Source organism: Streptomyces sp. NPDC005374 (assembly GCF_042872225.1).
In the GTDB taxonomy this organism is placed as follows: Bacteria; Actinomycetota; Actinomycetes; order Streptomycetales; family Streptomycetaceae; genus Streptomyces.
In genome coordinates this window covers 224,471-245,988 of record NZ_JBIAKA010000005.1, presented here as the reverse complement: position 1 = coordinate 245,988, position 21,518 = coordinate 224,471, and the positions used below count along the sequence as shown (strand labels likewise).

General features: G+C 70.8%; 20 protein-coding genes and 3 pseudogenes. 12 read left to right on the top strand and 11 right to left on the bottom strand.

The annotated features are described in order from the left end of the window. Position 1: 1 nt before the first annotated feature. The gene (locus ACFYRX_RS14905) at positions 2-406 is read left to right on the top strand and encodes a hypothetical protein (protein WP_389099524.1); all 405 of its coding nucleotides are present in this window, start codon (positions 2-4) and stop codon (positions 404-406) included. Here the strand turns inward: ACFYRX_RS14905 and ACFYRX_RS14900 are convergent. Both ACFYRX_RS14900 and ACFYRX_RS14895 read right to left on the bottom strand, forming a co-directional pair. Continuing rightward, positions 304-524, bottom strand: a pseudogene (locus ACFYRX_RS14900) (SAM-dependent methyltransferase); the annotation flags it as partial. The gene ACFYRX_RS14905 and the pseudogene ACFYRX_RS14900 sit on opposite strands and share 103 nt — an antisense overlap. Beyond that, a pseudogene (locus tag ACFYRX_RS14895) lies at positions 507-639 on the bottom strand (aldo/keto reductase); the annotation flags it as partial. The pseudogenes ACFYRX_RS14900 and ACFYRX_RS14895, both read right to left, overlap by 18 nt. A 181-nt stretch (positions 640-820) precedes the next feature. On the opposite strand from ACFYRX_RS14895, the gene ACFYRX_RS14890 reads away from it, so the two are divergent. Then, on the top strand, positions 821-1,792 hold the full coding sequence (locus tag ACFYRX_RS14890; protein WP_389099522.1) for an ester cyclase: 972 nt from the start codon (positions 821-823) through the stop codon (positions 1,790-1,792). A gap of 451 nt (positions 1,793-2,243) precedes the next feature. Here ACFYRX_RS14890 and ACFYRX_RS14885 read toward each other — a convergent pair whose 3' ends face one another. After that, positions 2,244-2,681 (bottom strand): MarR family winged helix-turn-helix transcriptional regulator, encoded by a 438-nt coding sequence (locus tag ACFYRX_RS14885; protein WP_389099520.1) that lies wholly within the window; start codon positions 2,679-2,681, stop codon positions 2,244-2,246. A gap of 125 nt (positions 2,682-2,806) precedes the next feature. Between ACFYRX_RS14885 and ACFYRX_RS14880 the strand changes: the two genes are divergently transcribed. The 5 genes from ACFYRX_RS14880 (at position 2,807) to ACFYRX_RS14860 (ending at position 6,633) form a co-directional block, all read left to right on the top strand. Then, entirely contained in the window at positions 2,807-3,682 is an 876-nt protein-coding gene (locus tag ACFYRX_RS14880) for a hypothetical protein (protein WP_389099518.1), read from the top strand. A 41-nt stretch (positions 3,683-3,723) separates the two neighbouring features. After that, a complete protein-coding gene (locus ACFYRX_RS14875; RefSeq protein ID WP_389099516.1) occupies positions 3,724-4,530 on the top strand; it encodes an MBL fold metallo-hydrolase in 807 nt (268 codons plus the stop codon). 2 nt (positions 4,531-4,532) lie between these two features. Beyond that, positions 4,533-4,943 (top strand): nuclear transport factor 2 family protein, encoded by a 411-nt coding sequence (locus ACFYRX_RS14870; protein ID WP_389099514.1) that lies wholly within the window; start codon positions 4,533-4,535, stop codon positions 4,941-4,943. 35 nt (positions 4,944-4,978) lie between these two features. Next, positions 4,979-5,359 (top strand): nuclear transport factor 2 family protein, encoded by a 381-nt coding sequence (locus tag ACFYRX_RS14865; protein ID WP_389099512.1) that lies wholly within the window; start codon positions 4,979-4,981, stop codon positions 5,357-5,359. A gap of 122 nt (positions 5,360-5,481) precedes the next feature. Further along, positions 5,482-6,633: an ABC transporter substrate-binding protein gene (locus ACFYRX_RS14860; RefSeq protein WP_389099510.1), complete on the top strand. Its 1,152-nt coding sequence runs from the start codon at positions 5,482-5,484 to the stop codon at positions 6,631-6,633. Between the two features lie 653 nt (positions 6,634-7,286). Here ACFYRX_RS14860 and ACFYRX_RS14855 read toward each other — a convergent pair. After that, the gene (locus ACFYRX_RS14855) at positions 7,287-9,845 is read right to left on the bottom strand and encodes an FtsX-like permease family protein (RefSeq protein ID WP_389099508.1); all 2,559 of its coding nucleotides are present in this window, start codon (positions 9,843-9,845) and stop codon (positions 7,287-7,289) included. Next, complete coding sequence (locus ACFYRX_RS14850; protein WP_389099506.1) at positions 9,839-10,774, bottom strand: ABC transporter ATP-binding protein; 936 nt, start codon at positions 10,772-10,774, stop codon at positions 9,839-9,841. Before ACFYRX_RS14850 ends, ACFYRX_RS14855 begins: the two co-directional genes overlap by 7 nt. Positions 10,775-10,965: 191 nt before the next feature. On the opposite strand from ACFYRX_RS14850, the pseudogene ACFYRX_RS14845 reads away from it, so the two are divergent. From ACFYRX_RS14845 to ACFYRX_RS14825, 5 genes and pseudogenes are all read left to right on the top strand, one after another. Further along, positions 10,966-12,319 (top strand): annotated as a pseudogene (locus ACFYRX_RS14845) (sensor histidine kinase). Then, positions 12,319-12,951: a response regulator gene (locus ACFYRX_RS14840; RefSeq protein ID WP_389100004.1), complete on the top strand. Its 633-nt coding sequence runs from the start codon at positions 12,319-12,321 to the stop codon at positions 12,949-12,951. Before ACFYRX_RS14845 ends, ACFYRX_RS14840 begins: the two are co-directional and overlap by 1 nt. 222 nt (positions 12,952-13,173) lie before the next feature. Continuing rightward, positions 13,174-14,688, top strand: coding sequence for a DUF2252 domain-containing protein (locus ACFYRX_RS14835; protein ID WP_389099504.1), 1,515 nt, complete (start codon positions 13,174-13,176; stop codon positions 14,686-14,688). A gap of 80 nt (positions 14,689-14,768) precedes the next feature. After that, a complete protein-coding gene (locus ACFYRX_RS14830; protein ID WP_389099503.1) occupies positions 14,769-15,623 on the top strand; it encodes a J domain-containing protein in 855 nt (284 codons plus the stop codon). A gap of 57 nt (positions 15,624-15,680) precedes the next feature. Further along, positions 15,681-16,010 (top strand): rhodanese-like domain-containing protein, encoded by a 330-nt coding sequence (locus tag ACFYRX_RS14825; protein WP_389100002.1) that lies wholly within the window; start codon positions 15,681-15,683, stop codon positions 16,008-16,010. Positions 16,011-16,309: 299 nt separating this feature from the next. On the opposite strand, the gene ACFYRX_RS14820 is transcribed toward ACFYRX_RS14825, so the two are convergent. The 6 genes from ACFYRX_RS14820 to paaA all read right to left on the bottom strand — a co-directional run bounded on the left by ACFYRX_RS14820 (position 16,310) and on the right by paaA (position 21,252). Next, positions 16,310-17,452, bottom strand: coding sequence for an acyl-CoA dehydrogenase family protein (locus ACFYRX_RS14820; RefSeq protein ID WP_389099501.1), 1,143 nt, complete (start codon positions 17,450-17,452; stop codon positions 16,310-16,312). 99 nt (positions 17,453-17,551) lie between these two features. Next, a complete protein-coding gene (locus tag ACFYRX_RS14815) occupies positions 17,552-18,610 on the bottom strand; it encodes a 2Fe-2S iron-sulfur cluster-binding protein (protein ID WP_389099499.1) in 1,059 nt (352 codons plus the stop codon). Then, positions 18,610-19,194 (bottom strand): 1,2-phenylacetyl-CoA epoxidase subunit PaaD, encoded by a 585-nt coding sequence (paaD, locus tag ACFYRX_RS14810; RefSeq protein WP_389099497.1) that lies wholly within the window; start codon positions 19,192-19,194, stop codon positions 18,610-18,612. Before paaD ends, ACFYRX_RS14815 begins: the two co-directional genes overlap by 1 nt. After that, the gene (gene paaC, locus ACFYRX_RS14805; protein ID WP_389099494.1) at positions 19,188-19,961 is read right to left on the bottom strand and encodes a 1,2-phenylacetyl-CoA epoxidase subunit PaaC; all 774 of its coding nucleotides are present in this window, start codon (positions 19,959-19,961) and stop codon (positions 19,188-19,190) included. The genes paaD and paaC overlap by 7 nt, the downstream gene beginning before the upstream one ends. Continuing rightward, positions 19,958-20,245, bottom strand: coding sequence for a 1,2-phenylacetyl-CoA epoxidase subunit PaaB (gene paaB, locus ACFYRX_RS14800; RefSeq protein ID WP_020119451.1), 288 nt, complete (start codon positions 20,243-20,245; stop codon positions 19,958-19,960). Before paaB ends, paaC begins: the two co-directional genes overlap by 4 nt. Next, positions 20,242-21,252, bottom strand: coding sequence for a 1,2-phenylacetyl-CoA epoxidase subunit PaaA (gene paaA, locus ACFYRX_RS14795; protein WP_389099492.1), 1,011 nt, complete (start codon positions 21,250-21,252; stop codon positions 20,242-20,244). The genes paaB and paaA overlap by 4 nt, the downstream gene beginning before the upstream one ends. Positions 21,253-21,518 lie beyond the last annotated feature (266 nt).

Sequence of the window (21,518 nt, the reverse complement as noted above, 5' to 3'; positions counted from 1 at the left end):
GATGGAGGTCAGTTACGGCAGGGCCTACGCCCACCCGGCGAAGGACGGCGCCTCCACGTGGATGGCGACCGGGCCCGCCTACGTGACCGGGGCACCGGAGATCGACAACCCGGGCGTGCTGCCGATGGCGCCCGACGAGCCCGGCGCAACCCTGCTCGTCTCCGGCACCGTACGCTCCACCTCGGGCAAGCCGCTGCCCGGCGCGGTGATCGATCTCTGGCAGACCACCGCCGACGGCCGGTACGTGGGTCTGACGCCCGAGCAGGCGGGACCGCAGCAGCGGCACCTCCGACGCCGCCCCGCCAGAATCGACTGCTGTCACTGTTGCGGCACGTCGAGCCGGGAGCCTTGCGAGGTCACCGCTGCCGGAGCCGACATCCAGAGCACGGTCAAACCGTCTCAGTAGCTGCCTCAGAATCCAGCGGTGGTAGTGAGGCGTTGTGGCCCCAGGGGCAGGCGGGATTGAACCGTTCAAGAGCCCGGAGGACACGAGGCGACAAGACGGTGTCCCGCGCCGCGTCCATGATCGCGTGACTGTCGGCCTCGTTCGTCTGCGGTCGTCTGCGGTCCGAAGTTCATGGTGCGGAGGGCCAGTCGGCTGACCTTGAGGCCCGTGCGTCCGAGCTGTGTGTACTTCATGACCACCTGGCCCACGGCTGCGAGTGCGCTTAAGGCAAGAGCGTCGAGGCGGGTCAAGGAACGCCAAGGGGCGGCAAAGACGGTTGACATGGGCCGCTCCACGGTGATTATCTGCCGATGCAGAGTTTGAAACTTAAAATTACTCCCCGGTTTCGCATGCATGAGACGTTTGGAGCGCACCATGCCCCGTACTGCCCCCACCACCCCCGCCCGCAGGGCCGTCGTCACCTTCCTCGCCGCCGCCGCGGTCCTGGGCGCAACCGCCGTACCCGCCGTGGCGGCCCCGCACGGCCCGGCCGCCGGGCACGCGGCGCACGGACAGGGCGGCTACGACGGCCATGGCGGCTACGGTGATGCCGCCCGCCTCGGCTACCAGAAGACCGTCGCCATCACCGTCACCAAGAGGGTGTTCGAGCACGGTGACACCTCGGTCGTCGACCGCTACGTACGGCCGGACTACATCCAGCACAACCCGACCGCGGCCGACGGGGCGGCGGGCCTCAAGGCCCTGGCCACCTCGATCCACCAGCAGTTCCCCGACGCCCGGTACAACGTCAAGCGGGTCATCTCCCAGGGCGACCTCGTGATGCTCCACTCCAACGTGGTGCTGGTCCCGGGGACCAAGGGCGCGGCCGTCATCGACATCTTCCGCTTCCAGGGCGGCAAGATCGCCGAGCACTGGGACGTGATCCAGAACGTGCCGGACACCACGGCCAGCGGCAACGACATGTTCTCCACGCTGAGTTCACCGCAGGTCTCGCAGCCCCTGGACCACCGGCTCACCAAGGCCAACGAGGCTCTGGTCGTCAAGGCCTTCGACGAGCTCATAGTCCACAAGGACCTGAGCGCCCTCGACCGCTACTGGGACCCCGGCTACCTCCAGCACAACACGCAGATGCAGAGCGGCGTGCCCGCCGCGAAGGCCGGCCTCGGCGGTTACTTCGCCTCGGCACCGCAGCTGACGGTCACCCCGAAGCGGATCATCGCCGAGGGCGACCTGGTGGCCATCCACAGCGACTACGTCAACTATCCGGGAGACCGGGGCACGGCGATCCTGGACCTGTTCCGGGTGCGGAACGGCAAGATCGTCGAGCACTGGGATGTCATCCAGAACGTCCCGGAAACCTCCGCCAACGGCAACGGCATGTTCTAGAGGCCGGGGCCCCACCCGTCGGTCCCGCCCCGGTCCGTCGACGTGCACAGTGGCGAACGCCGCCCGGGCGCGGAGGCCGTCGGCCGCCTCCCAGGCGCCGCTGGCCTGGCCGGCCGCCGTCTCGGGGCGGGTGTCGGGTGCGTAGGGGTCCACGTTCCCAACTGCCCTGGAGGACAGAGGGTGTTCAAGGTGTTCCTGAGGCGTTCGGCCTCGGCGCTTCCGTAACGCCGTTCCGTGGTGCTCGTCGCTGACGGCATGCCCGGACCCGGCGACGATCCGAGCAGCACACGGCCGCCCTCGACCGCTCCACCCCCACCGTCCACGACCTGCCACGTACCGGGCACTCCGCTTGCTCGCCCCACCGCGCCCCGCCGCGCCCCGCCGCGTTGCGATGACTCGCTCAATGGCTGCGTCCGAAGCCCGCGACGGTGATCCGGATCGAGGACGGGACTTACGCGTTCGCGTCGCGGAGCGTGCGCAGGATGCGCTCGAGGTGGCGGCGGTCCTCGGCTGAGAGTGGTCCGGCGAGGTGGTTGCGCAGGTGGGAGACGTGGGCGGTCAGTGCGTGGTCGAGCGCCTGACCGCCCTTGTCGGTCAGTACGGCGAGTGCGGCTCGTCGGTCGGCGGGATCGGGGTCGCGGCGGAGGAGTCCTTCTTTTTCCATGCGGTCGGCGAGCCGGGTGAAGCCGCCCGAGCTGAAGGACACGGCCTCTGCCAGGTCCGTCATGCGGAGCTGGTGGCCGGGGGAGCGGCCCAGTCGCAGCAGCACTTCGAACCAGGTCTGCGGTATGTCGAGATCGCGGTTCACCAGGGGCTTGATACGGCTGTGGGCCTCCACGAAGAGACCGAAGAGTGTCACGTCGTCGTCGTACAGCAGTTGCTCGTTCACTCCTCAAGGATGACAGAAGGACACGAGCGGAAGAATCTGCCGTTGCAATATCTGTTGCGGCAGGTATATTGTCTGCGTCGGCAGGCACTTCGCCGTGCCACCCCCACAGATGTGGAGTCCGCCCCATGGGAAAGCGCGTCCTGGCCGCCTTCGGCGTCGCAGCTCCCATGAACGTCGTCCTTGCGTCCGGCCTGTCTGCGGCACCCACTTCGGCGGACGCCGCTACCTCCTCCACCGCCGAGCGGACCGGCTCGAGCGAGGAGGCCCAGTTGCGGGCGCTGTACCGGCCGGCCGCCGAGCACCACGTGGTCGCCGACGTCATCCACCGGCAGACCCTCGACGACTTCCCATGCTGGAAGAAGGAAGGGTCACTGGAGAACTGCGCACCGGTCGGCTGGAAGACGGTCCACCCGCAGATCAAGGCCCTCACCGGCACTTACCGCTTCGACTACCTGAAGAAGCCGCTCGCCCAGCACCCGAGGTTCGTGCGGGGCACCGGGGACTCCGCCGACCTGGTGGGAACCGGCGACCTCGTGGCGGACTCCGGCGGCGGCGACAGCCCCAACGGTCTCTCGACGCTCACCCTGCGCCGCAAGTCCCCCTGGGCGGCCTGGCCGCAGACCGGCGTCCCTCCTCAGGAACGCTCCGTACCAGGCCGCCGTCAAGCCGTACCTGAGCCGGCTGCTCTCCAAGGACGGGCAGCAGCACGCAATCGGCACCTGGAGCGCCCGCACGGGCGCCGCCCCGCCCGCCGCAAAGGCAGTTTCGACCACACCGCCATGAACCCGCTCCGCCTCGGCCAGTTCATGAGCGACCGCGCTGGCCTCGACCGTTACAAGGCCCGCCTCAGCCTCTGCGTCGACGAGGTACACGGCGCCAACCCGTCCGACCCCACGTCCTCAGCATCCACCCGACCGACCAGCAGGGCACCCAAGGCTGAACCCCTGCTCGACACGGGCTGCCCGCCTCGGCCCGGTTCACGTCGTACACCTCGCCGCTAGGCGATTTCCCCGACCATCACCCTTCACCCGAGGAAGCACGCATGAGCACTCTCTCCTTCAAGGTCCTCGATCTCGACTTCCCGGCCGGCAGCAAGAACAAGACCGCCACCCTCGTCACCGGCGAGAGTGAGGCACTGCTGGTGGACGCCGCCTTCACCCGCGCCGACGGCCACCGCCTGGTGGCCGAGATCCTCGACTCCGGCAAGACGCTGACCACCGTCTTCGTCAGCCACGCCGACCCCGACTTCTACTTTGGCGCCGAGGTGATCGCCGACGCGTTCCCCGAGGCGAAGTTCCTCGCCACTCCGCTCGTCATCGAGCACATCGCCCACTCCTACGAGGGCAAGCTCAAGGCCTGGGCGGCACTCGGCCCCAACCTCCCCACCCGCCTGGTCGACCTCACCCCGCTCACCGGCGACCTCACCCTGGAGGGCCACCGTTTCGAGCTCAAGGGCGGCCCCGAGGAGCTGTCCGACCGGCACTACCTCTGGCAGGCCGAGCACCGCGCCCTGCTCGGCGGCGTCCTGCTCTTCCAGCAGGAGCACGTCTGGGTCGCCGACACCCCCACCCCCGGCGACCGCGCCGCCTGGATCGACCTGCTTGACGAGATGGCCGCCCTCGACCCGGAACTGGTCGTCCCCGGCCACCGCCTCCCCGGCACCGCGGCCGACAGCTCCGCCATCAGCGCCACCCGCGACTACCTGCTCGCCTTCGAGGAGGAGCTGGGCAAGGCCGCCGACGGCGCCGCGCTGAACGACGCCCTCGTCAAGCGCTTCCCGGACAACGGCATGCTGATCGCCGCGCAGATCGGCTCGAAGGTCGCCAAGGGCGAGATGAAGTGGGGCTGACCATGAGTGAGTTCGCCACCTCCACCGAGCCCGCCGTCGTCGTACGGCGCCAGTACCTGGCCTCGGCCGCCGGTGACCTGGACGCCCTGCGCGCCACCCTCGCCCCCGACGTGGAGTGGACGGAGATGGCCGGCTTCCCGCTGGCCGGGACCTATCGCACGCCCGAGGGCGTCACCTCGAACGTCATGGAGCAGCTCGGCAAGGAGTGGGAGGGCTGGGCGGCCCACGACGACGCCTACGTCGTCGACGGCGAGAACGTCGTCGTCCTCGCCCGCTACACCGCGACCAACAAGGCCACGGGCAAGCCGATCGACGTCCGGGTCGCGCACCACTTCGTCGTACGGGGTGGACTCATCGTCCGCTTCGAACAGTTCGTCGACACGGCGCTCGTCCGCTACGCGATGAACGACTGATTCGTACCGCACCCATCGCGAGGCAGGAGACAGACATGTCCGCTGCGGACAACAAGGCACTCGTGACCGCCTTCTACGAGCAGGCGTTCAACGACTACCAGCCCGAGGTCGCCGCCACCGCACACCTCGGCGAGAGCTACACCCAGCACAACCCTGAGGCGCAGGACGGCCCGGGAGCCTTCGTCGGCTATGTGCACTGGCTGCGCGGGCAGTTCCCCGACCTGCGTCTGGACATCAAGCGTGTGATCGCCGAAGGGGACTTGGTGGTCACCCACAGCAACCTGCACCTCAAGCCCGGCGACCGGGGTATGGCCGTCGCGGACTTCTGGCGCGTCGCCGACGGAAAGATCGTCGAGCACTGGGACGTGATCCAGGAGGTGCCCGAGAAGAGCGCCAACGACAACACCATGTTCTGACCCCACAGCAGCAGCACGGCATCCGTGCCGTACTCGGGCGCCGTGCTGCTCCGCTGCCGTGGTCCAGCCGTACCACATAGACAACCGAACAGAACATAACGGACAGAGAGGCTCCCCCCACCATGACCAGCCTTCCCAGCCGACGCCGCCTGCTTGCCACCGGAGCGGGCGCCGCTCTCGGTCTCGGTGTCGCCGCTGCCTCCGTCACCCCCGCTCAGGCCGCCACCGGCCAAGCCTCCGCGGGCGGCGTGGCAACGGGCGGCGCCGAGGAGAAGCGGACCCTTGACGAGCTCTACCAGGCAGCCCTCGCGGAGGGCGGCAAGCTCGTGCTCTACGCCGGCGGTGACATCTCCAGCCAGGCGGACGGGATCCGCAACGGCTTCAAGAGCCGGTTCCCGGACATCGACCTGACGGTGGTCGTCGACTACAGCAAGTACCACGACGTCCGCGTCGACAACCAGTTCGCGACCGACACCCTGATACCCGACGTCGTACAGCTCCAGACCGTGCAGGACTTCGTGCGCTGGAAGGAGCAGGGCCGCCTGCTCGCCTACAAGCCGGCCGGTTTCTCCAAGCTCTACGCTCCCTTCAAGGACCCGCACGGCGCGTGGGTCGCCGTCCAGGTCAGTGCCTTCAGCTACATGTACGGTCCCGCCGCGGTCGGCTCCGACATCCCCAGCGGTCCGCTCGACCTGGCCGACCCCCGCTGGAAGGGGAAGATCGCGTCCTCCTACCCGCACGACGACGACGCGGTCCTCTACCTCTACACCCTCTACGTGCAGAAGTACGGCTGGGACTGGCTCGCTCGACTGGCCACCCAAGACCTTCAGTTCGCCCGCGGCAGCTACACCCCGAGCGCGGCCGTCACCAGCGGCCAGAAGGCCATCGGCATCGGCGGCTCCGGCGCGCCGCTGTCCACCGGGCCGGTCAAGTGGGTGCTGCCCGAGAAGGCGCCGTTCATGTCCTGGGGACAGCGGGCCGCGATCCTCAAGCAGGCCAAGAACCCCACCGCCGCCAAGCTGTATCTGAACTGGCGGCTCTCCGTCGAGCAGCAGAAGGCCGCCACCAACGGCTGGTCGGTCCGCACCGATGTCACTCCGCCGACCGGGCTGAAGCCCGTCTGGGAGTACCCCAACGGCAACCTCGACGGCTTCCCTCGCTTCATGGCCGACCGCGCGGCGATCGAGCGCTGGAAGCAGACCTTCGCCCTGTACTTCGGTGAGGTGAAGGGCGACCCCTCACCGGGCTGGCTCGGCCTGCACCCCGGAGCCTGACCGCCGACCGGTGCCGCCGGCCCCGCACTCCCCGCGCGATGGGCCGGCGGCCCGGCAACTCCTGGCCGCCCTACAGTCGACGGACAGACTCAGCGACTCCGGCCCTGCTGACGCTCCTCCCCAGTACTCCAGTGCGGACGGGTGTGTTGGGCTGGGGTGGAGTGGGCCGGTGGGCCGGTCCTGGTCGGCGCCGGCGGCAACTACTGGTGGCTTGTGAGGAAGCTCTCAGGGTTGGTGACGTAGCCCTTGGGGGTCCGGGTGCCCGATGACTTGGTCTTGCGGCCACGTGGGTCGGCGGCGGGTCGGTGGTGGGGCCGGTCGCCGTGGAGGGTGTGGATACGGTCGATCCAGGGCTACTTGTCGATCTTCGCGGCGATCAGGTCCTTGGTGGCGTCGTTGAGGGGCTGGGGTAGGAGGGGCATGGTGTCCGCTGCCTCCGCCGAGCCGATGACAGCCGTCGTAGGACCGGGCGACTTGGACTCTGACGGGCACTCGTGGACGCCCTGGTCGGCGCGTTCCGTCGGTGCCCGCAGCGAAGCCCCCTCAGGTCTCCTCGGCTCTCCTCAGGTCTCCTCGGACCTGAGGGGGTTTCTCGTTGCCCTCCCGGCCGTCAGGTTGTCGGCTGTGTGAATTCCCGTGCTGTGAGGTCTCTCTCACTGCCCTCCGGCTGGTTCCACCGTCCTGTGGCGCATGGCCCAGGCGGCCGGGACCACCGAGGACACCACGGCCAGAACCGCGCAGGCGCCGGTGACCGCGCCGAGCTCCGGCCACGGGATCCGCACCGGGCTCTGCACCGACAGCAGACCGAGCGCGCCCCGCATGCCCGCCAGGTTGAGCCCGGCGACCAGGAGCCCCAGTACCCCGCCCACTGCCACGACCGTCAGCGCTTCTGCACCGACCAGCCGCAGCACCTGCCGGCGGGTGGCTCCGGCCAGCCGGAGAACCGCCAGGTCGCGCACGCGGTCCGAGGTCGCCATGACCATCGTGTTGGCCAGAGCGATTCCGGTGTAGAGGAGGGCGATGCCGAGGACCAGCAGGAAGCCGTAACGCGTGGTCTGGTCGGTTCCGGGGCTGCTCGCCCGCACCCACTGGCCCCCGGTGAGGACCCGCCCACCCGCCTTGCGCAGTCCGGCGGCCACGGTGGTGGGGTCGGCGCCTTCGGCGAGGGCGACGTCCACGCGGTCGACGGGCGCGCCGGGGGCGTTGGCCGGGGTGACGTAGACGCCGTTGTCGCCGGTGCCGGTCGTCATCACCGCGGCGATCCGCAACGACCTCCTGGTGCCGTCGCCGAGCCATACATCCACGCTCCGGCCGACGGTGTGGCTCTCCCACTCCTCGTTGACGATGATCGACCCGTCGTCGAGCTCGCCCACCTTTCCGGCGGCCAGAGGGAGGTCGGCGGTCGCGGCGAGCGCTGTGGGCTCGGCGGCACGGGCCTGGGACCTGATGAGGGCCACGCCGTCCTCCAGGACATACACGGCGCTCGACGAGCTCGGGGAGACCACGGTGCCCGGGACCGCGCGCAGCTTCTGGAGCGTGGCCGCGTCGAAGCCCCTGGCCTCGACGGTGTCTGAGCTCTCGCCGGGGCCTGTGTCGTCGGCAGGGGTGACCACGAAGTCGGCGGTGGTCCGCTCGCGCGTCTCGGCCGCTTTGGCCGCGTTCAGCGTGGCGGTCGCGCCCAGCAACGAGCCCGTGAGGGCGACGGTGACCAGGACGGGCGCGGCGACGGCTGCCGTACGGCGGACTCCCGCGGCGGCGTTCTCCCGCACCAGCATCCCGCCCGCGCCCGGCAGCCGGGCCGGCAGGCAGGTCAGCATACGGGTCAGCGGCCGCACCAGGGCCGGCGCGAGCAGCGCCACCGCGGTGATCGACAGCATTGGACGACTCACGTAGGTCTTGCGGTGCAGCAGGTCGCCCGGGTCGGTCACCAGGAGCACGGCGAGCGTCGCCACCGCGGTCAGCAACAGGCAGGCCCCGAACAGCAGGCGTCCCCATGTCATCGCTTTCGCGTCCACGGACGCTTCGCGCAGAGCCTGGGTGGGGCCGGTGCGGCCGGCTCGCCAGGACGCGGCGACCACACCGAGCAGAGCGACGAGCAGGCCGGTCCAGAACGCCATGTGGAACGGCCACGTGGAGTCGCCGATGGTGAACCAGGCCGGAGCCAGGCCGACGTCGACCACCCATTTCGCGAGCCGTGGTGCGCCGTACATGCCGAGGGCGCAGCCGGTCGCCGAAGCGATCACGCCTGCCAGCAGGGCCTCCGCGCACACCGTCCGGCGAAGTTGGCCGGGCGTGGCTCCCGCGATGCGCAGCAGGCCGAATTCCCGGCGCCGTTGGGCGACCGAGAAGGCGAAGGTCGACGCCACGACGAACACCGACACGAAGGTGGTGACGCCCCCGGCGGTGCCGAAGAGGGCGTTCATGGCGGTGAGCGCTTCACGGTCCGGGTCCGGGTCCGGGTCGGCAAGGCGGCGGGCGCTGCCGGTGAGCACCTGGACGGGTTCGCCTTGTGCTGCTTCTCGTACCTCTGCCGCGTCTGCCTTCACCACGAGCTGGGTGCTCTTCGGTGACAGCTCGGCGGCGCGGGCGTCGGTGTAGAAGACGGCGTTCTCGAAGCCGAGGGAGGCAGCGGCGCCGACTACACGTACGGTGCCGTGGTCGGTGCGCAGCCGGTCGCCGGGGTGAGCCCAAGGGCCGGTCACCACGACTTCGTTTGCGGTGCGGGGGGCGCGGCCTTCCGCGATCTCGTACGGTGCGAAGGCGGCGGTGGACCAGGGGTGGCCGACGAGGTCGGCGGGGCCGCCGACGGTTTGGCCGGGGTCGCTTTCGGGGCGCACAGCGTTTCCGGCGGGCGCGCTTTCGCTGCTTGCGACCTGGCTGTCTCGTACGGCGAAGGAGCGGTCCTCAACGACGGTGCCGAGTTTCTTCAGCTTCGCCACGATGGCCTCGGGGACCGCGCGGGGGTGGGCGAGCTTGAGTGTTTCACGTGAAACATGGGCGTCGATCGAGGTCGGAATGCTCAGGAAGTTCTGTCCCTGGACGACGACCGGCGCCGCGGCGAACCGCTCCGGCTGCCTCTCCGGAGCGTTCAGCGAGGAGTCGAGGGCCAGGCCCATCACGGTGAGCAGGGCGACACCCAGGGAGAGCGCGACGAAGGTGCCGATGAAGGTGATCCAGCGGGTGCGGAGGGTGTGGAAGGCGATGGTCAGCACGGGAGGCCCTTGGAGGAGGTCTGGGGCTCTGGGCTGGGTGTGGTGCGGGTGGGGGGAGTGGGGGCGTGGGTGCGGGGTGAAGGGAGGTTGGTCGGCGGGGTGGGTGGTGAGGGCGGCGGCAGGGCCCGTGTCAGAGCTGGTGGCGGGACCGGTGACGGGGCCGGTGGTAGGGCCTCCAGCTTGGTCATGTGGGTGGCGATGTCGTCAGGGCGGGCTGCGTCGAACTCGCCGTTGATCCGGCCGTCGACGAGGAACACCACACGGTCGGCATAGGACGCGGCCAGCGGGTCGTGGGTGACCATGACGACCGTCTGGCCCTCGTCGTCGACCATGGAACGCAGCAGGGTCAGCACCTCGCGTCCGGTCTGCGAGTCCAGGGCGCCGGTCGGCTCGTCGCCGAAGAGGACCTCGGGGCGGGTCACCAGGGCACGGGCCAGGGCTACGCGTTGCTGCTGGCCGCCCGACAGTTCCGTGGGCCGGTGCCGGGCACGCTCGCCGAGGCCGACCTGCTGGAGCACCTCACGGATCCGGGTCTTCGGTACGCGTTTGCCGGCCAGCCGAAGTGGCAGGGCGACGTTCTGCTCGGCGGTGAATGAGGGCAGCAGGTTGAACGCCTGAAAGACGAACCCGATCCGCTCCCGCCGCAGCAAGGTCAGCCTGGTCTCGCTGAGCGTGGTGAGTTCGGTGCCGCCCATGGTGACCGAGCCGGAGGTGGGCCGGTCCAGCCCGGCGGCACACTGCAGGAGGGTCGACTTGCCGGAGCCGGATGGGCCCATGACGGCGGTGAAGGTGCCGCGGGGGAAGGCGAGGGTGACGTCGTCGAGTGCCGTGACAGCGGTGTCCCCGGGCGAGGGGCGTCTGCTGTTCCTGCTCCGGTTCCTGCCGTATGTCCTGCTGACGGACCGCAGACTGATGGCGTCGGTGTTCATGGGTCCCCATTCGTCCGGTGTCTCCGGTGTCTCCGGTATTCGTCCGGTGTCTTCGATGGGTCCACGAAACCGTTCGGAGGTGCTTGCGCGCAGTGCGGCAGGACCGAGACCCGGGGTAGGGCCGGCCATACCCCGAGTGCTCTGCCCCGGCCCATGGCACCGCCCCGCGCCGCGCTTCTACGGTGATGCGCATGCATCCTCGGAATCTGTGGCAGGCCATGTCCCGGCCGGGCTACCTGCGCTCGGTGTGGCCCTGGCGTGCGGTCGGCTATCTGCTGACCGGTGCGGTGGTCGGCATGGTCGCCCTGGTGGGATTCGTGACGTTGGCGGCGGTCGGCGGTGTGCTCACCGTCGTACTCGTGGGGCTGCCGTTGCTCGTCATGCTGGCGCTGTCCGGTGTCGTGGTGGCCCGGGTGGAGCGGTGGCGGCTGCGGCTGGTCGACCTGGACCCGGCTCCCGATCCGCACCGGGAGCCCGTGGCCACGGGATTGTGGGCCTGGCTGACGACACGACTGAAGGAGCAGGCGACATGGCGTGAACTCGGGTACACCCTGCTGTTCGCCGGACTGCTCTGGCCGGTCGACGCACTCGCGATCACCGTGGCGCTGCTCTTTCCCGTCTCCATGGCCGCCGCCCCGCTGCTCATGGCCACGGTCGGCGACGGCCGGGAGGCGAAGGTGCTCAAGCAGTGGACGGTCACCACGTGGCCGACGGCCTTCGCAGTGTCCGTACTGGGGCTGCTGTGCCTGGCGTTGGGCCTGTACGCGCTGGGAGTCGTCGCGGGTGCCCGGGCCGGTCTGACGCGTCTGCTGATCGCGTCACGCGATGGTGAGCTGGACGCCAGGGTCGTCGAACTGAGCCGTTCGCGCGTGCGGTTGGTGGACGCCTTCGAGGCGGAGCGCCGGCGTATCGAGCGCGACCTGCACGACGGTGCCCAGCAGCGCCTGGTCGCCCTGACGATGACCCTGGGTCTTGCCCGCCTCGATGTCCCGCCCGGGCCGCTCGCCGACCAGCTGGCAAAGGCCCACGACGAGGCGGGCACGGCCCTGGCCGAACTGCGCGAGCTGGTCCATGGCATCCACCCCAAGGTCCTCGCGGACTACGGGCTGACCGCCGCTGTCGCCGACGCCGCGGACCGTTCCGTGGTACCGGTCGACGTCGATCTGTCGGTGCCGGGGCGGCTGGAGCAGGCTGTGGAGGCGGCAGCCTACTTCGTGGTCTGCGAGGGCCCTTGCCAACATCGCCAAGCACAGCGGGGCGAGGCGGGCCGAAGTGCGCGGCGGCCACTTCGACGGACGGCTGGTTCTGGAGGTGCGTGACGACGGTGCGGGCGGCGCCGACGTCTCGGCGGGCAGCGGGCTGACCGGGCTCGCCGACCGGGTGTCGGTGCTCGATGGCACACTCTCCCTGTCCAGCCCGCCGGGCGGCCCGACCCTGTTGCGTGTGGAGTTTCCTTGCGAGGTGACCGAGTTGACCCGGCCGCACGGAATGAGCGGCACGTGCCGGGCGGGCGGAACGACGGCAGAGGCCGGTCGCTGCGTGTAGTGCTCGCCGAGGACAGCGTGTTGCTGCGTGAGGGACTCGTCGGCCTGCTCGGCCGCTGCGGTCACGAGGTCGTCGCGGTGGTCGGCGACGCCGAGGCACTGCTCGTCGCGGCCGAGGAGCACACCCCGGACATCGTCGTGACGGACGTCCGTATGCCACCCGGTTTCCAGGACGAGGGGCTGCACGCGGCGGTCCGCCTGCGGGAGCGGCACCCGGGCCTGCCGGTGCTGGTCCTGAGCCAGTACGTGCAGCGGGCCTACGCCTCCGAACTCCTCGACTCCGGCGACGGCACGGGGGTCGGCTATCTGCTGAAGGACCGGGTCGGCCAGGTCGAGCAGTTCATCGACGCCCTGTCCGAGGTCGCGGCCGGCGGCACGGTCGTGGATCCCGAAGTCGTACGGCAGTTGCTGCGCCGTCGCCGTGATCCGCTGGAGCGGCTCACTCCGCGCGAGCGGGAGGTCCTCGCGTTGATCGCGGAGGGCAAGTCCAACGGGGCGATCGCGCGGGAACTGGTGGTGTCCGAGGCGGCGGTCGGCAAGCACATCGGCGGCATCCTGACAAAGCTGGACCTGCCACCGGCGGAAGAGACGCATCGACGAGTGCTGGCGGTGCTCGCGTACTTGCGGGCGTGAGGGGTGTGGGGTGCAGGGGCGCGTACGGCTGTCGGGGGGGGGGCGTGGGGTTGCGCGCTGTCGGCAGGCGGCAGGCGGCAGGCGGCAGCCGGTTGGCAGTGGCCGGTTGACGGTGGCTGCTGCGAGGGCTGTGGGTTTTCCCCAGCGGGTTTTCCACAGCTGTGGAGTTGTCCACAGGGTCTGACGCGTTTCGGCCAGTGGTTGTACGGTCGGCACAAGTTGATGTTCTTGCCAGTTTCGGGGGAGGCGGTCGCTGTGACCGAGGTCGGTGCGGGGTCGGCGGTCGGGACGCGAGCCGGTGAGCCGGCCGGTGCTCAGGAGGCGCCGGCTGTGACGGCGGCGGTCGCGGGAGCGGCACGGCGGCCCCTGGTGCGCGGCTTCGCCCAGTGGCCCGTCGAGGGCTCGCCCAAGAAGGAGGGCAAGGCCCTCCGCTCGAGCGTCCCGCGCAGCGCCCATGCCGCGCTCGACCTCGACATCTCCCGTCCCGGCGCGGTGAGCGCGGTCGAGGAGTCGAGCCGTGGCCGCATCGCGGAGCTCGCGCCGATCCGGGTGGGCCGGATGGCTGCCACACCGTTCGCCTTCCTGCGCGGCTCCGCGGGCCTCATGGCGTACGACCTGGCCCGCACCCCCATGACCAGGATCCGTGCCCAGATCTGCGGAGACGCGCACGCGGCCAACTTCGGTCTGTACGGCGACGCGCGCGGTGATCTGGTCATCGACCTGAATGACTTCGACGAGACCGTGCACGGCCCTTGGGAGTGGGATCTCAAGCGGCTCGCCGCCTCCCTGGTCCTCGCGGGCCGGGAGATCGGCGCCGACGAGGACACCTGCCGCGCCGCAGCGCACGGCGCGGTGGGCGCGTACCGGCGCACCATGCGGCTGCTGGCCAAGCTGCCGGTGCTGGACGCGTGGAACGCGATCGCGGACGAGGAACTCGTCTCCCACGCGAACGCCCACGACCTGGTCGGCACGTTGGAGCGGGTCTCGGAGAAGGCACGAGCCAATACCAGCGGTCGCTTCGCGGCCAGGTCGACGGAGCTCACCGAGGACGGCGGTCGCCGTTTCGTGGACGCCGCTCCGGTGCTGCGCCGGGTGCCGGACGAGGAGGCCGCGGCTGTTGCCGCCGCCCTCGAGCACTACCTGACCACCCTCTCCGAGGACCGCCTCCCGCTGCTGGCCCGCCACGCGGTGCACGACGTGGCGTTCCGCGTCGTGGGCACGGGCAGTGTGGGGATGCGTTCGTACGTGGTGCTGCTGCTGGATCACCGCGGGGAACCGCTGGTCCTCCAGGTCAAGGAGGCCAAGGCCTCCGCCCTGCTGCCCCACCTGGCCACCGCGGGCTTCGAGACACCGTCGGTGGACCACGAGGGCCGCCGTGTCGTGCTCGGTCAGAAGCGGATGCAGGTCGTCAGCGACATCCTGCTCGGCTGGACGACCGTCGAGGGCCGTCCCTTCCAGGTCCGCCAGTTCCGCAACCGCAAGGGCAGCGTCGACCCCGCCGCCCTCTCCGCCGACCAGATAGACGACTACGGCCGCATGACCGGCGCCCTGCTGGCCCGCGCCCACTCCCACAGCGTCGACCCCCGTCTCGTCGCCGGCTACTGCGGCAAGAGTGACGAACTCGACGAGGCGATCGCCACGTTCGCCGTGACCTACGCGGACCGCACGGAGGCTGACCACGCGGAGTTGGTGACAGCAGTTCGGGCGGGGCGGATCGCGGGGGAGCCGGGAGTGTGAGGCACCTTGCCGAGAGCCGGTTCGGAGGTACCCGGAGTGATCGTTGAGGTGGCGCTCCGGTCGTGGCCTACGCTGTTCGGATGACGACCCCGGAAGCTGAGCGGCACGGTGGTGGCGCCGGTGCGGAGCAGGTGGCTGCCGAGGGCCAGGGCGCGCCCCGGCCCGAGGAGCGGTTGGAGCGGGCCGTGCGGGCCGCGGAGCAGGCGCTCATCGAGTACGAGATCGCGGTGGAGACCTTCCGCATCGAGGTGGAGAACTTCTCCCGGCTGCACCACCAGAAGCTCGGCCCCATGTACACCCGCCTCGACGAACTGGACGCCCAGCTCGCCGAGGCCCGGGCCGCCCGCACCGGCGACCCGGAGGACCTGCGCAGAGCGGATGAGGCCCGCGCCCGGGTGATGCCGATGCCCGGCGTGGAGGAGTTGTTCCACGGCTGGATGGACGGGGAGGGCCTGTTCCCCGAGGCCGCCGCGATGCTCACCGACCAGCCGGTGCGGCCCCCGCAGCGGGTGCGTCCCAGCGACGAGGCCCGCAAGCTCTACCGTGAGCTCGCCCGCAAGGCCCACCCGGACCTGGCCCAGGACGAGACCGAGCGGGCGCGACGCGAGGAGTTCATCACCCGGGTCAACGCGGCCTACTCCCGCGGCGACGAGGTACTCCTGCACGAACTGGCCGCGGAGTGGGCCGCCGGTCCGAAGCCTCCGGAGCAGGGCCCCACACCCAGCGAGGAGCTCTACGCCCGCCTCGAATGGCTCGCCCGGCGCAAGGAGCTGCTCTCCGTGGTCGCGCGGGAGCTGGAGGAGGGCGCGATCGGCTCGATGCTCCGGATGGCGCCGGACGACCCGGACCGTCTCCTGGAGGAGATCGCCGAGAAGCTGCTTGCCGATGTCTCCACGCGCGAGGCGGAACTCGCGGAGCTGCTCGCACAGGAGTGACCGGACGGGCCTGCGCGGGCGTCAGGTAGCGTCGGGCCCATGAATTTCGGTGCTGGTGTGCCCACGGTCCAGGTCACGGACCTCAAGGACAGTGACTTCCTGCTGGACGTCCGCGAGGACGACGAGTGGCAGGCGGGTCACGCCGAAGGGGCGTTGCACATCCCCATCAGTGAGTTCGTGGCCCGCTATGGCGAGCTGACCGAAGCCGCCCCGCAGGACGGCCGCGTCCACGTGATCTGCCGCTCCGGCGGCCGGTCCGCTCAGGTCACGATGTATCTGTCCCAGCAGGGCATCGACGCCGCGAACGTCGACGGCGGCATGCAGCTGTGGGCCGAAGCGGGGCGTCCCGTGGTGACCGACGACGGCCGGCCGGGGTTCGTGCTCTAGCCGACAGCTTCCGGCCGGGCCGACAGCTTCCGGGCGGCCTACGACTGCCGGCCGGTAGCCCCTCAGGTGACGGGTGCTGTGCTCAGTCGTCCCCTCCGTTCGGTTCCGGCCGGCCCTGTGGTTCGCGGTATGGGCGGGAGCACCCGCCGCGAGGTCGGGCCGGCCACCGCGCGGGCCCGGTGCGGGCCGCCCCGTGTTGTCCACCGGACGCGGACACATCCGCCGATGGCGAGCACGAGGACGCCGCCGGCCAGGGCGAGCTCCAACCTGCTCAGCCTCTTCTGCGATCGCGGTCCGCCTCACCCCAGGGGATGCGCCGCCAGGAGGTCCCCCAACGCTTCCTCGTGCGCCGCCGCCGGGCCGAGCGACAGCTCGAGATGCTTGGCCCAGGCGTGGTACCGGTGCAGGGGGTAGTCGACGTCCGCGCCGAAGCCGCCGTGCAGATGCTGTGCTGTCTGCACCACCCGCCGCACTCCCTCCGAGGCCCAGATCTTCGCCACGGCGACGTCCCCCGTCACCGGCAACGCGCCCCGAGCCCCCGAGGCGATCCGCCACGCGGCCTGCCAGAGCGTGACCTCCATCGCGCGCAGGTCGATGTAGCGGTCGGCGGCCTGCACGGCGACGGCCTGGAAGGTGGCCACCGGGAACCCGAACTGCTCCCGCTTGCTGGTGTATTCGCTGCTCATCCGCAGTACCCGCTCGCCCAGACCGAGCGCCAGCGCGCACGTCCCCGTGGTCAGCAGATTGCGCAGCCACTCCCACGCGCCCTCGACGTCGATCACGTCCCGCGCGGCGATCCGCACCGACTCCAGTCGCAGCTCGCCCAGCCGCTCCCCGCTGGTGGAGAACTGCTCGCCGAGCGCGACCCCGTCATGGACCCGGGGTACCAGCGCGAGGACGGTACGGCCCGCGGCCGTGTGTGCCGGTACGACGACGTAGTCCGCGTCGTATGCCCACGGCACCGCCGTCTGTACTCCGTCGAGGGTCCATTCGCCGCCCGCTTCCTCGTTCTGCCGCGCGGTGACGGCGAGTTCGGCGGGGTCGTGGCCGGTGCGGCCGCTCGCGGCGACGGTCAGCACGAGCTCTCCGCGCCCGGCCCGTTCCAGCAGCTCGGCCCTCAACTCCGGCTCGCCGTAGGCCTGTACGGTCGCCATGGCCGCGCTGTTCTCCAGGAGCGGCACCCGGGCCAGCACCTTCGCCGACTCGCGCAGCACCAGGCACAGGGCGATGGCGTCCAGACCCGCCCCGCCGTGATCCTCGGCCACCAGCAGGCTCAGCAGGTCCGCGTCGGCGAGCCTGGCCCACAGTGCGCGGTCGAACTCGTCGGCCACGGCTCCCGTGGTCAGCGCCGGACTCGGCACCGCGTCCGGGGCGACATCGGCGAGCACCCCCCGTGCCGCCTCGGCCGCTGCCTGCTGCTCCTCGCTGAAGGTGAAGTCCACGGTCCCTGTCCTTCCGAAGGGTCGGCAGATCGGGGCAGCCGATCTGACGGTCCGTCAAGATAGAACAGGTTCTAGAAGAAGGGAACGGGCTCCCCCGGCCTACCTGTCGAAGTCCAGCTCCACCTTCTCCGTCACCGGGTGCGACTGGCACGCCAGCACATACCCGGCGTCCGTCTCCTCCGGTTCCAGCGCGAAGTTGCGGTTCATGCGCACCTCTCCCGAGACGAGGAACGCCCGGCAGGTCCCGCACACTCCGCCCTTGCAGGCGTAGGGCGCGTCCGGGCGGTTGCGCAGCACCGTCTCCAGCAGTGACTCACCGTCCTGGACGGGCCAGCTGCCCCCGCGTCCGTCGAGCCGGGCGGTCACCGTACTGTGCGCGGGCGCGGGCACGGTCTGTGCCGGGGCCGTGCCCGCATCCACGTGGAAGATCTCCTCGTGGACTCGGGCGCGGGGAACCCCGAGCTCCCGCAATGCCCGTTCCGCGCCCTGCACCAGTCCGAACGGTCCGCACAGGAGCCACCCCGCCACCCGCTCCACCGGCAGCAGCGCCGGAAGCAGTGCGGTCAGCCGCTCCCGGTCGAGCCGACCGGACGGCAGGCCGGCCTGCTGCTCCTCCCGCGAGAGCACCGTGACGAGCTGGAACCGCTCGGGGTAGCGGTCCTTCAGGTCGGCGACCTCCTCCAGGAACATCGTGGACGCGGAGGTGCGGTCGCTGCGGATCAGGCAGAACCGGGCCTCGGGCTCGCGCGACAGCAGTGTCGCCACGATCGACAGCACCGGAGTGATGCCGCTGCCGCCGACGATCGCCGCGTACAGCCCGGGCGCCGGGTCCAGAGTGAACCGCCCCGCCGGTGTCATCACCTCCAGTTCGTCACCGACGTTGATCTCCTTGAGCGCGTACGTCGAGAAGGCCCCGCCCTCCACCAGCCGCACGCCGACCCGCAGTTCGCGCGGTCCCTCACTGTCGGGTGCCGGGGAGCAGATCGAGTAGGTCCGGCGTATCTCCTTGCCGTCGACCGTGCGGCGCAGGGCGAGATGCTGGCCGGGGGCGTGCCGGTACTCCTCGCGCAGCCCGGGCGGCACGGTGAAGGTCAGGGCCACGGAGTCGTCGGTGAGCCGGTCGACCGCGGCCACCGGGAGCGGGTGGAAGCGGGCCATCACAACTCCTTGAAGTGGTCGAACGGTTCACGGCAGTCGAGACACCGCCGCAGCGCCTTGCACGCGGTGGAGGAGAAACGGCTGAGCAGCTCCGTCGCGGCGGAGCCGCAGTGCGGACAGCGGAGGGGCTCGGTGAATGCGGTGGGGGCGGTGGGAGTGGTCGGCTGCGGTGCGGGCGACGCAGGGGCGGCTTTCGCGTCGCGCGTTCGTGTCGGTCCCAGCTGCATCGCGACCGGCCCCACCGCCGATGTCGCGCGGGGCGGGGCGATGCCGAACTCCCGCAGCTTGCGGCGGCCTTCGGCCGTGATGTCGTCGGTCGACCAGGCCGGTGCGAGGACCGTGCGGACGGTCACCTCCCGCATGCCGTGTTCGCGCAGCACCCGCTCTATGTTCATGGACATCGCCTCGACGGCCGGGCAGCCGGTGTAGGTCGGAGTCAGCTCGACCTCGACCGAGTCCGCGTCCCGTACCCGCACCGCGCGCAGCACGCCCAGCTCGCGCAGGGTGAGGACGGGCAGTTCGGGGTCGGGTACCGAACCGGCGAGCGCGAACAGGTCGGCCTCCAGCCGGGTGAGCGTCACCATGACGCCCCCGGGTGGCTGCGGTGCAGATGCTGCATCTCGGCGAGCATCCGGCCGAAGGACTCGGTGTGCAGGCCCTGTCGTCCCGCTCCGGCCGCCCACGCGCCCGTGCGTGGCCCTTCGGGAACGGCCAGGGTGGCCTGGCGCAGCACGTCCCCCACGGACGCGAGCCAGGCGGCCTCCATGCGCTCCACGTCAACGTCCACGCCCTCCACCGGTTGGAACATCTCTCCGGTGAACCGCCACAGCGCCTCGCACGCCCGTCGCGTCCGCGCGTGACTCTCCTCGGTGCCGTCGCCGAGCCGCAGGGTCCACTGCTCGGCGTGGTCGCGGTGGTAGGCGACCTCCTTGACGGCCTTCGCGGCGAGGGGGGCGAAGGGGCCGCCGCCCGCGGCCAGTTCGGCGTGCAGCAGGTGCTGGTAGGTGGAGAAGTAGAGCTGACGGACGATGGTGTGGGCGAAGTCGCCGTTGGGTTGCTCCACCAGCTGGAGGTTGCGGAAGGCGCGCTCCTCGCGCAGATACGCCATCTCGTCCTCGTCGCCGGCCATGGACAGCAGCACCCGGGCCTGGCCGAGCAGGTCCAGGGCGATGTTGGCGAGGGCGACCTCCTCCTCCAGGACAGGGGCGTGGCCCGCCCACTCGCCCAGGCGGTGCGAGAGCACCAGCGCGTCGTCGCCGAGCGCGAGGGCGGCCGCCGCGGTGATCGGGGCGGGCGGGTGCGCGGCCGGGGCGGGGGTCACGGGAGCAGCCGTCGTCTCCGGTGTCGTCACAGGTGCTTCACCCCCTCCGGGATCTCGTAGAACGTCGGGTGCCGGTAGGGCTTGTCGGCGGACGGCTCGAAGAACGGGTCCTTCTCGTCGGGTGAGGAGGCCGTGATCGCGGACGAGGGGACGACCCAGATCGAGACGCCCTCGCCTCGCCGGGTGTACAGATCGCGGGCGTTGCGCAGGGCGAGCTCCGCGTCCGGGGCGTGCAGGCTGCCGGCGTGGGTGTGGGAGAGACCGCGGCGTGAGCGCACGAAGACCTCCCACAGGGGCCAGTCGGTGTTCGTCATGCGCGTGCCGCTCCTGTCTCGCCGGTGTGCTTCGCCGCGTAGGCCGCGGCCGCCTCCCGCACCCAGGCGCCCTCGTCGTGCGCCTTCCGGCGCTGGGTGATGCGCTGTTCGTTGCACGGGCCGTTGCCCTTCAGGACCTCCCGGAACTCCGTCCAGTCGATCGGGCCGAAGTCGTGGTGCCCCCGCTCCTCGTTCCACCGGAGGTCCGGGTCGGGGAGGGTGAGGCCCAGGGACTCGGCCTGGGGGACGCAGATGTCGACGAAGCGCCGGCGCAGTTCGTCGTTGGAATGGCGCTTGATCTTCCACGCCATCGACTGCGCGGAGTGCGCGGACTCGTCGTCGGGCGGCCCGAACATCATCAGTGACGGCCACCACCAGCGGTCCACCGCGTCCTGGGCCATCGCGTGCTGCTCGGGGGTGCCGTTGCTCAGGGCCAGCAGCAGTTCGTAGCCCTGGCGTTGGTGGAAGGACTCCTCCTTGCAGACCCGGACCATGGCGCGCGCGTACGGGCCGTAGGAGCAGCGGCACAGGGGGACCTGGTTGGTGATCGCGGCACCGTCCACCAGCCAGCCGATCGCACCGACGTCCGCCCAGGTCAGGGTGGGGTAGTTGAAGATCGAGGAGTACTTCTGGCGGCCGGAGTGCAGCTTGTCCAGGAGCTCCTCGCGACTGGTGCCGAGCGTTTCGGCCGCGCTGTACAGGTAGAGGCCGTGCCCTGCCTCGTCCTGGACCTTGGCCATCAGGATGGCCTTGCGGCGCAGGGAGGGCGCGCGGGTGATCCAGTTCGCCTCCGGCTGCATGCCGATGATCTCGGAGTGGGCGTGCTGGGCGATCTGGCGGACCAGGGTCGCGCGGTAGGCGTCGGGCATCCAGTCGCGCGGCTCGATGCGCTCGTCGGCGGCCACGGCGGCGTCGAAGACGCTCTCGAACGCTGCTGGGTCGCCGACGGCGCCCTGAGCGCCGTACGCCTGTGTACTCGCCGTCTGGTGCACGGCTGCTGTCGCCATGAGGCCCCCTCGACCTGGGCTCTGCCGGAATCCGCTCCCGACCGATCGTTCGGTTCGTGCGATTCCATGGTGTGCCGGGCGCCGTAAGGTGTCAACCGCTGTGGAAAACCCGCGGGTGCCCCTGTGGAAAACCGGGGCGGAAGTGAGAACGGCCACGGCGGGGACTGCCGACGAGGGCTGTGCGGGACGGTCGGGCCTGAGTACCGTGCCGGTGCGAGCCGCCGCGTCGACGCGGGCGCCGGCGCCGTTCGCAGGGGCCATGGCGC